Below are 13,499 nucleotides of genomic sequence, written 5' to 3'. Positions count from 1 at the left end.
TTGATCTTGGGTGGCCTTGCGGGGGGAACGTGCAGGACCGAGGTGACGACGCGTCGATACGAGGGGGGCTTGAGCTCCATGAGCCAGGAGTCCGGTTCCGTTACGGCGACGGAGGGCCCGTCGCAGGTACCATCGGCATCGCCTCGCGCCATCCGTAAACTTTCCGCGCGCCGGCGACCGGAAGTCGTCGCCGTGCTGCTGTTCAGCGGTGGCCCGATCTTCGAGAGTTCCATACCGCTGTCCGTCTTCGGCATCGACCGCCAGGACGCCGGGGTCCCGCGCTACCGGCTGCTGGTGTGCGCGGGCGAGGACGGACCGCTGCGTACCACCGGCGGCCTCGAACTGACCGCGCCCTACGGCCTGGAGGCGCTGTCGCGGGCCGGCACGGTCGTGGTGCCGACCTGGCGGTCGATCTCCCAGGCCCCGCCGCCCGAGGCGCTGGAGTCGATCCGCCGGGCGCACGAGGAGGGCGCCAGGATCATCGGCCTGTGCACGGGCGCCTTCGTGCTGGCCGCGGCCGGGCTGCTGGACGGCAGGCCCGCCACCACGCACTGGATGTACGCGCCCACGCTCGCCAAGCGCTACCCGTCGGTCCATGTCGACCCGCGAGAGCTGTTCGTGGACGACGGCGACGTGCTCACGTCGGCCGGCACCGCCGCCGGTATCGACCTGTGCCTGCATGTCGTACGCACCGACCACGGCGGCGAGGCGGCTGCGGCGCTGGCCCGCAGGCTCGTCGTACCGCCGCGGCGGTCGGACTGGCAGACCGGGCAGCGGCACCTGGACCGCTCTTTACCCGAGGAGATCGGCGCCGACCCGCTCGCCGAGGTCGTCGCGTGGGCGCTGGAGCACCTGCACGAGCAGTTCGACGTGGAGGCGCTGGCGGCGCGCGCGTACATGAGCCGGCGTACGTTCGACCGCCGCTTCAGGTCGCTCACCGGCAGTGCGCCGCTGCAGTGGCTGATCACCCAGCGGGTGCTGCAGGCGCAGCGGCTGCTGGAGACGTCCGACTACTCGGTGGACGAGGTCGCGGGCCGCTGCGGCTTCCGCTCCCCGGTGGCGCTGCGCGGCCACTTCCGGCGGCAGCTCGGCTCGTCGCCGGCGTCCTACCGGGCGGCCTACCGGGCCCGCAGGCCGCAGGACGAGCAGGACCGGGCGCCCACGCCGCCGGACCTGTCCGCGCTGCGCCGGGGCGTGGCGGCGGCCGGTACGGGCGGGCCGCTGCACGGGCCGGTCTCCCAGGTGCTCGCGGCGCCGGGCAAACCGGACGGCGACGCCTATGCCGCGCGGGTGCCGGACCAGCCGGGCCGGGGCGATCCCCCGGACGGTACGGGCCGGGCCCGGCTGCGCGCCGGACGCGGTCTGGGCGCCGCACTGCCGGGACCGCGTGATCGCCCCGTAGGGTGAGACGCATGAACGACCGGATGGTGTGGATCGACTGTGAGATGACCGGGCTGTCACTGGCGCATGACGCGCTGATCGAAGTGGCGGCCCTGGTCACCGACTCGGAGCTGAACGTGCTCGGCGAGGGGGTGGACGTCGTCATCCGCCCGCCGGCCGAGGCGCTGGACACCATGCCCGAGGTGGTCAGGTCGATGCACACCTCGTCCGGCCTGCTGGAGGAGCTGGCGGGCGGGATGTCGCTGCCGGAGGCGGAGCGGATCGTGCTCGACTACGTGCGCGCGCATGTCGCGGAGCCGCGCAAGGCGCCGCTGTGCGGGAACTCGGTCTCCACCGACCGCGGCTTCCTGGCCCGCGACATGCCGACGCTCGAACAGCACCTGCACTACCGCATCGTGGACGTCTCCTCGGTCAAGGAGCTGGCCCGCCGCTGGTACCCGCGGGCGTACTTCAACAGCCCCGAGAAGAACGGCAACCACCGGGCGCTCGCCGACATCCGCGAGTCCATCGCGGAGTTGCGCTACTACCGCGAGGCCGTCTTCGTCCCCCAGCCCGGCCCGGACTCCGACACCGCCCGCTCCATCGCCGCCCGCCACACCGTCCCCGCGGAACCCCACGCCCCGCGCTGACGACCCGCCCGCACCGGGCACGAAAGCAGGGCGCGACCACCCCTCGCCACCCTGTACACTTTTCGAGGCGACGCCACCCCGGCAAGATCACCGGGGAAACGCCGCTGATGGTGGGTGTAGCTCAGCTGGTAGAGCACCTGGTTGTGGTCCAGGATGTCGCGGGTTCGAGTCCCGTCACTCACCCTCCTGACAATGGCCCCTGACCTGCGGCGACGCAGGCCAGGGGCCATTTCGCTGGGTCAGCGTCGGCCCTCGCGAACATGACGTGAACACACTGCCTGGGTAGGCCCGATCTGCTAGGAGAGGCCCCGACCGGATTCGGTCGGGGCCTCATCAGCCGTGCCTCCGAAGCCCCGCGCCGGGATTCCGTCCCAAACGGCCACGAGGAGATCGACGATGCCCACCACGATCTCGCTACCGGCCTGGTGGGCCTCAAACCAGGAGTCCGGGCCGTCGGCGCCCGCGTCTCCGCCGAGTTGCTGCGGCAGGGCGCGAGGGAGATCATCGCGGGCATCCCCCACTGACCCGCCCCCGTACGGCCCCGGTCGTCCGCGTCCCCCGTCGCGGCGGCCGGGGTTACTGCCGCTGGGCCGGCCCGGCGCCGGGCAAGTGGCGCCGGGGCTTTGGTGTCTGCTCCGGTGGGTACGGACAGGTCTCCCCCCGAGGGGCGTTCGGGGAAAGGCTGGAAAACGCCGGCGTTGGTGGCGGGGTGGGGTGGTGGGGGACTAAGGGGGGCGTGGCGGCCGGGGCGGGTCCTACGGGTGGAGCTTTTTTTCGAGTTCCTCGACGTAGTTGTAGGCGGCGTTGCTGCCCTGCTTGCCCGGGGAGAGCTTCAGGATCGCCTGGTCCTTGTCCGGGTTGCCGGAGAGGTAGGCCTCGGTCAGGACGTAGGGGAGGCCGTCGACGCGGATGCGGATGCTGCCGTCGGGGTAGGCGCTGATGCGCACTTTGCGGCCGTCGGGGAGCTGTATCGGGTCCGGGGTGAAGTGGGCTTTGAGGGGCTCGGCGGGCATGGGGGCTCCGGAGGGCGTCGGGCGGGAACGGGCGGACGACGGTACCGGGGGCGGGGGCGGGGCGCCAGTTATGCGGGTGGGGGGATCGCGTGGAGGAGGCGGGAGACGGTGGCGGGGTCGCCGACGACCGTGGCGGTGCCGGCCGCGCAGGCGGCGGGGAGGGTGGTGGGGTCGGTCAGGAGGGTGCTGAGGGTCGTGGGGTCGGTGCGCAGGAGGACGTCGGCGGTGGTGGTCGCGCCGGGGTGGACGTGGGCGCGGCCGGCGGCGAGGCGGACCGTCCAGACGCGGTCGTCGAGCTCCAGGCGGCAGTCGAGGGGTGGGGCCGCCGGGTCGGGGCGGGCGGCGCCCTGGAGGAAGATCAGCACGGAGGTCGCGCTGAGTGAGGCCGGCGGCGGGGGCTGCGGCGCGGCCATGCCCCAGTCGCCGAGCGCCAGCAGGATCGGCTCCAGCGCCCGGCCGCGCTCGGTCAGTTCATAGGCCCGCGGATCCGCCGCCGGGGCCTGGCCGCGGCGCACCACGCCGTTGTGCTCCAGCTCGCGCAGCCGGTCGGCGAGCAGGTTCGAGCTGACGTGCGGCAGCGCGTGCCGCAGCTCGGAGAAGCGCTGCGGGGCCAGGAGCAGTTCGCGTACGACCAGCAGCGCCCACCGCTCCCCCACGACGTCGAGGGCCCGGGCGATCCCGCATGCGTCCCGGTAGCTGCGGGTGGTCGGCATGGTCGCACTCCCTGTCGTCACTTCCCCGTCCGGCTCCGAGCCGAAAATAGCACAGCGGGTGATTGTTTTTCACAACCTGATGTGGTTGGTTTTCCGCACGGGCCGCACCGGGCCCGGACGAGTGCGAGCCGGGAGGCTTCGTAGTGAGTGGACAGCTGCTCAAGGACAAGAACGCCGTGATCTACGGGGGCGGGGGCGCCATCGGCGGTGCCGTCGCGCGGGCGTTCGCCCGGGAAGGCGCGCGGGTCTTCCTCGCCGGGCGGACGAAGGCGACGCTCGACGCGGTGGCCGGCGAGATCGCCGCGGCGGGCGGGACGGCGCAGACCGCGCGGGTCGACGTGCTCGACCAGCGGGCGGTCGACGAGCACGCGGCCGGCGTCGCCGCGGCGGCCGGCGGCATCGACATCGCCCTCAACGCGGTGAGTTTCCCGCACGACCAGGGGACGCCGCTCGCTGACCTCACCCTGGAGGAGTTCATGCGGCCCGTCGACGGCTTCCTGCGGGCGCAGTTCCTCACCAGCAAGGCCGTGGCGCGGCACATGGGCGGCGACCGGTCCGGCGTCATCCTGACCCTCTCCGAGCCGGGCGCGAAGCTGGCGGTGGGCGGCATCCTCGGGCACGCGGTCAGCGCGGCCGGCAAGGAGGCCTTCTCGCGGGCGCTGGCGGCGGAGTTGGCGCCGGCCGGCGTCCGGGTCATCGGCATCCGGCCGCACGCCGTCGTCGACGCCCCGGCGGCCGGCTCCTACACCGGGGAGCTCTTCGAGAAGATCGCGGCGGCGGCCGGGGTGTCGGTACGGGAGCTGCTGGAGGGCGGAGGCATGGCGCAGGGGACGCTGCTGGGGCGGCTGCCCACGCTCGCCGAGGTCGCCGAGACCGCGACCTTCCTGGCGTCGGACCGGTCGGCCGCGATGACCGGCGCGATCGTCAACATGTCGGCCGGCGCGCTCGTCGACTGAGCCGCGGCCCCGCGGGGCGCATCGACGGCGGGGCGTCCGTTCCCCGCCGGGCCCACCCTCCGGGTAACCGCCGGCTCACCCCGCCGCGGGCGGCGGGTCCTGGGCCGCGAGGAGGTCGTCGCCGTGGGCCAGCGTCCAGTCGGCCAGCGCCCGCAGGGGGCCGTCGACGAGGGAGGCGCCGAGCGGCGTCAGGGCGTAGTCGACGTGCGGCGGGGCGGCCGGGCGCGGATGGCGGTCGACCAGGCCGTTGGCCTGGAGGCGGCGCAAGGTCTCGGTCAGCGCCTTGTCGCTCACCCCGCCCAGCCACCGGAGCAGGTCCCGGCGCCGCCGCGGCCCGGACCGCAGCCCCGCGAGGACGACACCGTCCCAGGTGTGCGCCAGCAACTCGGTCGCCGCCCGCAGCCGGCAGTCGGCGAGGAAGGGCGGGCAGTCGCCGGCCGCCCGGGAGCCGTCGGCACCCGCCCCTGCCACGGACTCCGGTACGGCCCCGGCGCCCCACGCAGCCCCGGCGCCCGCCGGCACCCCGCGCTCCGCCAAAGGCCCGGCATCGGCGGCCCCCCGGGCGCCCGCAGGCGCCCCGCACCCCCGGACGGGCCGCGCGCCGGCGGCACCCGTGCCCTCACCGGCGCCCGGAGCGCCCCGCGCGGTCTCCATCACCCCATCGTGCCCCAGGCGTTGCCTACCGGGTGGTGCGTATCGGGTTTCCTACCGTGGCCCCCGGTACGCCGCCGGGCAGGCCGGGGGCGCCGGGAAGCCGGAACGGCAACGGGAACGGGAGCAGGGCATGCGGATCGGGATCCTGGGGACGGGCACGCTGGCCGTGGGGCTGGGGACGGCGTGGGCGCGGGCGGGGCATGCGATACGGATCGGCGGGCGGTCGCGGGAGAAGGCCGCCGCAGCCGCCGGGCGGATCGGCGGGGCGGCGGTCGCCGTGGAACCGCGGGAGGCGGCGGCGGGCGCCGACGTGGTGCTGGTCGCGGTCGCGTGGGAAGGGCTCGCCGACATCCTCGCCCTCGCCGGCGCGAAGGAGGGCACGCTCGCCGGCACGCCCCTGCTCGACCCGACCAACGCGGTCGCGCACGGCGTGGGCGAACTCCTCACCCCTGACGGCCGCTCGGCCGCCGAGCACCTCGCGGACCTCGCGCCGGGCGCGCACGTCGTCAAGGGCTTCCACCTCTTCGCCGCCGACCAGTGGCAGCCCTGCCCCGAGCCGGGCCCCGAGCCCCGCCCGGAGCCGCACCCCGAGCCGGGCCCGGAGCAGCGCCGCCGAGAGCCCGCCGCCGAGCCCGCCCGCGAGCCCGTCACCGTCGTGCTCGCCGGCGACGACGACGCCGCCCTCGCCGCCGTGTCGCAGCTCGTGGCCGACGCGGGCGGCCAGCCCGCCGTCCTCGGCCCCCTGCGCCGGGCCCGGCAGCTGGAGGAGGTCGCCGGCTTCGTCATCGGCCTGGCCTTCGCGGGCGTGGACCCCGCGAGCGCCGTCCCGCACATCAGCCTGCCGGCTCCGGACGCGTAAGCCCCCGCCCCCGCGCCCCCGCGGCATAAAAGAAACCGCGCCGCAAAAGAACCGCGGCCCCGCTCCCCCCAGTGCCGGGGAGGGAACGGAGCCGCGGTGAGGCCCGGTGGGAGGGCGGAGGCGGCCGGGCGACTGTCAGGCGTCCCGGGTCATCTCCCGCCCCCGCTCCCACCGGGGGTCCGGATCACCCCCGAGGGCCGGCCTCCGGAGGTCACACCCCCGAAGGCCACCCCCCGGGCGTCACGCCCCGAAGAGCAGCCCGTACGCCCCCATCGCCATCGCGATGTCGGCCTGGGCCCAGAAGCGGTGGTACGTGAAGCTCGGCACGCTCCCACCGTTCAGGTACGCCTGGACCTTCGGCCAGTTCGGGTCGTTCTTGTAGAAGGACCGCAGCTCGATGAACGTCGAGTTGGAGTCGATCTTGTCGCCGTTGGGCATCGTGCCGGAGAAGCTGGACGGCACGTAGACCGGGTCGTCGAACCGGTTGTAGTCCGCCCGGGTCTCCGGGGTGGCGATGCCCAGCGGGTCCTGGTAGTTCGTCCACATGCCGTCGAGCAGCGCCTTGGCCATGTTCTGGGCCTGGGTGTTGCCGGACTTGGCGGCGTAGTAGGACAGCGTCTTGGCGTAGGCCGCCGTGACGCCCAGGTCGTTGCCGTAGGCCGAGACCGTCACGTGCAGGCCGGCGTTGCTGCCCGGGCTGGCCGCGTTCCAGGTGTCCGGCGCGCCGGTCCACTGGAGGTCGGACGGGATCTTGAAGGTGCCGTCCGCGTTGACGGTGGTCTCGGACATGGCCCAGGCGACCCACTTGTCGAGGATCTTCTTGGCCTTGGCGTCACCGGTCTGCTGGTAGTACTCCGCGACCCGCTCCATCGACCAGGCCTGCATGCCGAACCACTGGTTCGACGGCGGGTCGTGGTAGACGGGCTCCCAGTCGTACGCCATCCCGTAGAAGGTGGGCGTGCCGGCCGGGGGCTGGCCGTAGGCGCCGTCCCAGCTGTTGGTGGCGCCACCGGCGATGGCGCCCTCGGAGGACTGCAGCCACTGGTAGAACTCCAGCTGCCGGCTCAGGCTGGTGGTCCAGTCCTGCTTGCCGGTCGCCGACTTCGGCGCCATGGCCGGGTCGGTGGTCAGCGCGTAGGCCGCCAGCGGGTTCTGGTAGCCGAAGTGCGAGGCGCCGTCACCGATGCGCCAGGCCCAGCCGCCGCCGGAGCCGGACGAGCCGCCCCAGGCGTAGTACCAGGACAGCAGGTAGTGCTCGCTGTCCTTGCCGGTGCCGGCCGGGCAGCTCGGGCTGGTGCAGTTGCCGATCTTCTTGAAGTACTTGTCGAAGAACGAGTACCGCAGGTAGTCGCCCATCTTGCCGGCCTTGGCGACGGTGTCCGCCACGTCCGCGGACTTGCCCTGCGCCTTGGCCCAGGTGTCCGCCCAGTACGCGGCCTGGATGGCGCGCGCGTCGGCGTCCGGGGCGTCGGTGTACTTCCACTGCTGGGCGTACTGCGAGTCGCCCGTGAAGAGGTCCAGGTAGCCGTTCTTGCCGCCGTACTTGAAGGCGTCGCAGGTCGGCTGCGGGACCGTCTCCCAGACCGACTCCTGGGCGCCGCGCTGGAAGGTGTTGATGTACGACGGGCCGGCCGCCGTCGGGCCGAGCTCGCAGCCGCCACCGGGCGTGTCACCGTAGCCGTAGACGTTGTCGACGTCCTCCAGCCAGTGCATGCCGTAGATGTCGTCCGTGCCGTACGCCGACTTCAGCTCGCCGGCGATCGGGTCGACACCGGACTTGACGCTGCTGTCCAGCTGCGAGGGGTAGTCCGACGGCAGCGGGTGCTCGGGGGCGTAGGTGGCCGGCGAGCTGGCGTTGTAGAAGCTGTTGGTCGGCTGGTCGGCGTGTGTGGGGATCATGTACGTTTCCATGGTCGTCCACGCCGCGTTGAACTTGCTCCAGTCCCCGCTGACCTCGCCGTACATGGCCTGCAGCCAGATCATGTACGAGTACGCCTCGGACGTGGTCTCGTGACCGTAGTCCGGGGCTTCGACCATGAGCGTCTCGACCGAGTGGTACGGGATGCCCTTGGGCGAGAAGTAGCCGCTCGCGGGGTCGGTGATCTTCCCGTAGAGCGTGAGGAACCGGGCCGCGTAGTCGCCGGTCGCGCCGATCTCGCTGACGCTGACGGTCGCCGCGCTGTAGCCGGTGGCGGTCGCCGAGAAGGTGGCCGAGCCGGAGCCGGTGGCGGCTGCGGCGATCGTCACGTTCTGCGCGGTGGACCAGTTGGCCGGGGTGAAGGTCAGGCTCGCCCCGGACTGGACGCTCAGCGAGGTGTTGCCCGCGGTGCGGGCCACGGCCACCGTGACGTTGGCGGTCGGCGCGCTGGAGAGCTTCACGCCGAACGTGCCGGTCTTGCCCTGCTGGACCGACAGCGTCGTCGGCGAGGCGACGATCGCCGGGCCGGTCGCGACGTGCACGCCCACCGGGGTGGACTCGGCGGACGCGCCGAGGCTGTCGTACGCCTTGGCGTAGACCGAGTAGTCACCGGCCGAGACGTTCGTCCAGTCGAACGAGTACGGCGCGGTGGTGTCGGTGGCCAGCAGGGTCGTGTCGCTGTAGAACTCGACCTTGGTGATGGTCGCGCTGTCCGCCGCGACCGCGGTCGCCGCCAGCGGGATGGTCGCGCCCGCGCTGTAGGTGGCGCCGGCCGCCGGGCTGGTGAGCACCGGCAGCGGCGGCTGGTGGGCGCCGCCGCACACCGTGCCGTTGACGCTGAAGGTCGTCGGCGCGGCGTTGGTGCCGCTGTAGTTGAAGTTCGCGCTCGTGGTGATGTTGGCGTTCGGCGCGATCGTCTTGTTCCAGTCCAGCGACTTGACGGTGACGGCCTTGCCGGACTGCGACCAGGTGCCGTTCCAGCCGCTCTGCAGCGCCTGGTTGCCGGTGTACGAGTACGTCAGCGTCCAGCCGTTGATCGCGTCGGTGCCCAGGTTGGTGATCTTGGCGTTGGCGGTGAAGCCGGAACCCCAGTCCTGCGTCGTGTAGTCGACGCTGCACTGCAGCCCGGCCGCGTGCGCGACACCGCCGCCGGTGGCCACGGTCAGGCCGAGCGGCAGGGCGAGCGCCGCGACCAGCGCCGTCAGCAACTTGGTGGTCCGCCGTCGCGCGCGCGTGACGATCGGTCTTCCTCTTGCCATGCGAGAGGTCCTCCTCGCGGTTCGTGGGGGGATGTGTCCTGCGATGGATCTGTGAACCAGTGGGAGCGCTCCCACCATCAAGGCGTTGCCAAAGACCTGTCAAGAGGTGAAGCGCAACGGCCTGTTCGCGGGCCGACGCATATTCCCCTCTACCCCTGGAGCGGACTTGACGCTAGGGTTCTGCGCCGGACCAGTGGGAGCGCGTCCACTTCTTGATCCCCCCACATCACGAGGAGTCGCACATGCGACGACCCACGCGCACCGCGGCGCTGTCCATGGCCGCCGTGAGCACGGCGGCGGCAGCCGCCGCGCTGCTACCCACGCTCGGCGCGACCAGCGCGGCGGGCGCGGCGCCCGCCTGCGCGGTCTCCTACTCGGTGACCAACCAGTGGGACAGCGGATTCCAGGGCAACGTTGTCATCACCAACAACGCGGCACCGACCACCAGTTGGACCCTGACCTTCGGTTTCGCCGGCGGCCAGAAGGTCACCCAGGGCTGGAACGCCACCTGGACCCAGTCCGGCGGCACCGTGACCGCGGCGTCCATGTCGTACAACGGCGTGATCCCCACCGGCGGCACCGTCAGCGCCGGCTTCCTCGGCAGCTGGTCGGGCAGCAACCCGGCGCCGACGAGCTTCACGCTCAACGGCACGGCGTGCAACGTCGACGGCACCGCGCCCCCGACCACGCCGCCCACCACCCCGCCGACGACACCGCCCACGACCCCGCCGACCACTCCCCCGACGACCCCGCCGACCACGCCGCCCACGACCCCGCCCGGCGGGGACACCGCGCCGCCCAAGCTGCATGTGGCCGGAAACAAGCTGGTCGACTCCACCGGCAAGCAGGTCGTCCTGCACGGAGTGAACCGGTCCGGCACCGAGTTCGCGTGCGCGCAGGGCAACGGCATCTTCGACGGCCCGGTCGACGACGCGGCGATCGACGCGATCAAGAGCTGGAAGGGCGTCACCGCGGTGCGCGTGCCGCTCAACGAGGACTGCTGGGAGGGGCTTTCGTACGTGCCGGCGGCCGACGGCGGCGCCAACTACATCGCGGCGATCACCGGCTGGGTCAACCGCCTGGTCGCGCACGGCATCACGCCGATCGTCGAGCTGCACTGGACGCACGGCCTCTACACCGGCAACTCGGCGGGCTGCACGGACGTCAACGCCACCTGCCAGAAGCCGATGCCGGACGCGCAGTACGCGATCCCGTTCTGGACCGGTGTGGCGAACACGTTCAAGTCGAACACCTCGATCGTCTTCGACCTGTTCAACGAGCCCTACCCGGACCGCGCGACCTCCAACACCGAGCAGGCGTGGACGTGTTGGCGGGACGGCGGCACCTGCCCGGGCATCGGCTACGACGTGGCGGGTATGCAGGACATGCTGGACGCCGTACGTGGCACCGGCGCGCAGAACGTCGTGCTGATGGGCGGACTGGCCTACTCCAACGACCTCACCGGGTGGCTGGCGCACGAGCCGACCGACCCGACGGGCAACCTGGCGGCGGCCGTTCATGTGTACAACTTCAACTCATGCGCGAACAGCTCCTGCTGGGACTCCCAGTTGGCGCCGGTCGCCGCGAAGGTGCCGCTGGTCGCCGGTGAGATCGGCGAGAACACCTGCGCGCACTCCTTCACCGACAGCTTCATGAGCTGGCTGGACAGCCACCAGCTGTCCTACCTCGGGTGGACCTGGAACACCTGGGACTGCTCCTCCGGCCCTTCGCTGATCTCCAGCTACGACGGTACGGCGACCAACTACGGCCTCGGCCTGAAGAACCACCTGGCGTCGCTGGGCTGATCCGGCGGCACCCCGCGAACGGGGGCGGTCCCGTGCATGGATGGCGTGCACGGGCCCGCCCCTCCCGCGTTCCCGGCCCCCTGAGCAGCGGCTGAACCGCCGTGAGCGGGGCGGGAGTTCGTTCGAGTCTCGTAATCCCGCGAACTCTCAACCGGCCATTATTGAACAACTTATTGACGCTGACGTGAGCGCCTTGTATACATCACCTCGCCGAGAGAGCGCTCTCATCCCGCTCTGGCGGCCTCCGTCACGGACCCCCACCCGGTTGAGGAGAACACATGTCAGGCAGCACTTCCCTGTTGGTGCGCCGACGGCCGGGGCGCCATCGCGGGCGCCAGCCGTATCTGGTCCTAACCGCCCTGCTCGCCCTGGTGGCGGGCTTCCTCCTGGTGGTGACCTCGCAGTCACCGGCCCGCGCCGCGGGCACCCTGCTCTCGCAGGGCAAGCCGGCCACCGCGTCGTCCACCGAGAACGCGGGCACGCCCGCCTCGGCGGCCTTCGACGGCGACCCCGGCACCCGCTGGTCCAGCGCCGCCTCCGACCCCCAGTGGATCCAGGTGGACCTCGGCAGCACCCAGTCCATCAGCCAGGTGACGCTCAACTGGGAGACGGCGTACGCGAAGGCGTTCACCCTCCAGACGTCCACCAACGGCACCAGCTGGACGACGATCTACTCCACGACCACCGCGACCGGCGGCGTGCAGAACCTGACCGTAAACGGTTCCGGCCGCTACGTGCGGCTCAACGGCACCGTGCGGGCGACCCAGTGGGGCTACTCGCTGTGGGAGTTCCAGGTCTACGGCGCCGGCGGCACCAACCCCGGCGCGTGCAACACCACCAACGCGGCGCTGAACCACACCGCGACCGCCTCCTCCACCGAGAACGCCGGCACGCCGGCCTCCGCGGCGGTCGACGGCAACACCGGCACCCGCTGGTCCAGCGCGTTCAGCGACCCGCAGTGGCTCCAGGTGGACCTCGGCGCGTCGCAGCAGGTCTGCGGCATCGGCCTGAACTGGGAGGCGGCGTACGCGACCGCGTACCAGATCCAGGTCACCGACAACCCGTCGGGCACCTGGACCACCGTCTACTCCACGACCAGCGCCACCGGCGGCGTGCAGAACCTCAACGTGACCGGCACCGGCCGGTACGTGCGGATCAACACCACCGCCCGCGCCACCGCGTACGGCGTCTCGCTGTGGGAGTTCCAGGTCTTCACCACCACCGGCGGCACCACCAACGGCGGCGGCAACAACGGCGGTACGACCGGTGGCAGCACCGGCGGCACCACCCCGCCGGACTCCTTCTGGGGCACCACCGACGACATCCCGGCCGCGCACAACGTGATGGAGCTGAAGATCCTCAACCGGACCAACGGCGCCTACCCGGACAGCCAGGTCTACTGGAGCTTCAACGGCCAGGTCCACTCGATCGCCGACCAGCCGTACTTCGACATGCCGGCGAACTCCTCGGGCCGGATGTACTTCTACGTCGGCTCGCCGAACAGCCAGTACTACGACTTCATCGAGTTCACGATCGGCGCGACCGTCTTCAACGGCAACACCACCCGCGTCGACGCGTGGGGCCTGCCGCTGGCCATCCGGCTGCACTCGCACGACGGCCAGGACATCCAGCTCGGTGACAGCCAGGACCTGTTCACGATGAGCCGCGACCAGGTCTTCGCGAACTTCCAGGCCTCGGTGCCGCAGCAGTTCAAGGTGCTCGCGCAGACCCAGGCGCCGTACCGGATCATCGCGCCCGGCAGCGACCCGAGCTTCCGCGAGGGCGGGGTGAACGCCAACTACTTCACGGCGTACGCCCAGTCGGTCGGGGTGAACGAGCCGACGTCGAACATCTTCGGCTGCGCCGGCTCGATGGGCGCGGACGCCGCCAAGTGCGCGGCGCTCAACCGGCACACCGCGACCCTGCCCGCCGCCCAGCAGCAGGACCCGACCAAGTTCTACAGCGGCGACCCGGCCAACTGGTACGCCAAGTACTGGCACGACCACGGCATCAACCACCTCGCGTACGGCTTCCCGTACGACGACGTGGCCGGCCAGGCGGCCTACGCCTCGCAGCAGAACCCGCAGTGGATGGAGATCGCGGTCGGCTACTGAGCCGACCGGGCCCTGGGCCGGCACCGCCGCGCCCAGGGCCCACCGCCCGACCGGCCGTCCCCGACGGCCCGTTCCCCGAGACCCCCCACGAGTCCCCCCACAAAACCGCCGGGGGCGGACCGGTACGCGCCCCACGCGCACCGGCTCCGCCCCCGGCGGCGTCGTGCGGCCCGGGGGG

10 protein-coding genes and 1 tRNA gene are annotated in these 13,499 nt (G+C 72.2%); 7 read left to right on the top strand and 4 right to left on the bottom strand.

Annotation, left to right across the window (positions count from 1 at the left end):
- Positions 1 to 78: 78 nt before the first annotated feature.
- The 3 genes from HCN08_RS00820 to HCN08_RS00810 all read left to right on the top strand — a co-directional run bounded on the left by HCN08_RS00820 (position 79) and on the right by HCN08_RS00810 (position 2,213).
- Positions 79 to 1,407, top strand: a complete 1,329-nt coding sequence (locus tag HCN08_RS00820; protein WP_240969657.1) for a helix-turn-helix domain-containing protein — start codon at positions 79 to 81, stop codon at positions 1,405 to 1,407.
- A gap of 5 nt (positions 1,408 to 1,412) precedes the next feature.
- Positions 1,413 to 2,030 carry an oligoribonuclease gene (gene orn, locus HCN08_RS00815; RefSeq protein WP_167980835.1) on the top strand — a complete coding sequence of 206 codons (618 nt, stop codon included), beginning with the start codon at positions 1,413 to 1,415 and terminating at the stop codon, positions 2,028 to 2,030.
- A gap of 110 nt (positions 2,031 to 2,140) precedes the next feature.
- Positions 2,141 to 2,213, top strand: a tRNA-His gene (locus HCN08_RS00810).
- Positions 2,214 to 2,785: 572 nt separating this feature from the next.
- On the opposite strand, the gene HCN08_RS00805 is transcribed toward HCN08_RS00810, so the two are convergent.
- Both HCN08_RS00805 and HCN08_RS00800 read right to left on the bottom strand, forming a co-directional pair.
- The gene (locus HCN08_RS00805) at positions 2,786 to 3,043 is read right to left on the bottom strand and encodes a hypothetical protein (RefSeq protein ID WP_167980834.1); all 258 of its coding nucleotides are present in this window, start codon (positions 3,041 to 3,043) and stop codon (positions 2,786 to 2,788) included.
- A 68-nt stretch (positions 3,044 to 3,111) separates the two neighbouring features.
- Entirely contained in the window at positions 3,112 to 3,756 is a 645-nt protein-coding gene (locus HCN08_RS00800) for a winged helix-turn-helix transcriptional regulator (protein ID WP_167980833.1), read from the bottom strand.
- Between the two features lie 143 nt (positions 3,757 to 3,899).
- Between HCN08_RS00800 and HCN08_RS00795 the strand changes: the two genes are divergently transcribed.
- On the top strand, positions 3,900 to 4,712 hold the full coding sequence (locus HCN08_RS00795) for an SDR family NAD(P)-dependent oxidoreductase (RefSeq protein ID WP_167980832.1): 813 nt from the start codon (positions 3,900 to 3,902) through the stop codon (positions 4,710 to 4,712).
- Positions 4,713 to 4,787: 75 nt separating this feature from the next.
- Here the strand turns inward: HCN08_RS00795 and HCN08_RS00790 are convergent, their stop codons facing one another.
- Entirely contained in the window at positions 4,788 to 5,183 is a 396-nt protein-coding gene (locus tag HCN08_RS00790; protein WP_167980831.1) for a winged helix-turn-helix transcriptional regulator, read from the bottom strand.
- A 313-nt stretch (positions 5,184 to 5,496) separates the two neighbouring features.
- On the opposite strand from HCN08_RS00790, the gene HCN08_RS36840 reads away from it, so the two are divergent.
- Positions 5,497 to 6,225: an NADPH-dependent F420 reductase gene (locus HCN08_RS36840; protein ID WP_167980830.1), complete on the top strand. Its 729-nt coding sequence runs from the start codon at positions 5,497 to 5,499 to the stop codon at positions 6,223 to 6,225.
- A gap of 240 nt (positions 6,226 to 6,465) precedes the next feature.
- Here HCN08_RS36840 and HCN08_RS00780 read toward each other — a convergent pair whose 3' ends face one another.
- Positions 6,466 to 9,402, bottom strand: a complete 2,937-nt coding sequence (locus HCN08_RS00780; protein WP_167980829.1) for a glycoside hydrolase family 48 protein — start codon at positions 9,400 to 9,402, stop codon at positions 6,466 to 6,468.
- 242 nt (positions 9,403 to 9,644) lie between these two features.
- On the opposite strand from HCN08_RS00780, the gene HCN08_RS00775 reads away from it, so the two are divergent.
- Both HCN08_RS00775 and HCN08_RS00770 read left to right on the top strand, forming a co-directional pair.
- Positions 9,645 to 11,207 (top strand): cellulose binding domain-containing protein, encoded by a 1,563-nt coding sequence (locus HCN08_RS00775; RefSeq protein WP_167980828.1) that lies wholly within the window; start codon positions 9,645 to 9,647, stop codon positions 11,205 to 11,207.
- Between the two features lie 278 nt (positions 11,208 to 11,485).
- Positions 11,486 to 13,321: a discoidin domain-containing protein gene (locus HCN08_RS00770; RefSeq protein ID WP_167980827.1), complete on the top strand. Its 1,836-nt coding sequence runs from the start codon at positions 11,486 to 11,488 to the stop codon at positions 13,319 to 13,321.
- Positions 13,322 to 13,499 lie beyond the last annotated feature (178 nt).

Source organism: Actinacidiphila epipremni (genome assembly GCF_012034175.1).
GTDB lineage: Bacteria > Actinomycetota > Actinomycetes > Streptomycetales > Streptomycetaceae > Actinacidiphila > Actinacidiphila epipremni.
This window is presented reverse-complemented; position numbering and strand designations above follow the sequence as displayed.

Coding starts and splice junctions, on each gene's coding strand:
- orn (WP_167980835.1), top strand. CDS start 1,413: ATGAACGACCGGATGGTGTGGATCGACTGTGAGATGACCGGGCTGTCA.
- HCN08_RS00780 (WP_167980829.1), bottom strand. CDS start 9,402: ATGGCAAGAGGAAGACCGATCGTCACGCGCGCGCGACGGCGGACCACC.
- HCN08_RS00820 (WP_240969657.1), top strand. CDS start 79: ATGAGCCAGGAGTCCGGTTCCGTTACGGCGACGGAGGGCCCGTCGCAG.
- HCN08_RS00770 (WP_167980827.1), top strand. CDS start 11,486: ATGTCAGGCAGCACTTCCCTGTTGGTGCGCCGACGGCCGGGGCGCCAT.
- HCN08_RS00775 (WP_167980828.1), top strand. CDS start 9,645: ATGCGACGACCCACGCGCACCGCGGCGCTGTCCATGGCCGCCGTGAGC.
- HCN08_RS00800 (WP_167980833.1), bottom strand. CDS start 3,756: ATGCCGACCACCCGCAGCTACCGGGACGCATGCGGGATCGCCCGGGCC.
- HCN08_RS00805 (WP_167980834.1), bottom strand. CDS start 3,043: ATGCCCGCCGAGCCCCTCAAAGCCCACTTCACCCCGGACCCGATACAG.
- HCN08_RS36840 (WP_167980830.1), top strand. CDS start 5,497: ATGCGGATCGGGATCCTGGGGACGGGCACGCTGGCCGTGGGGCTGGGG.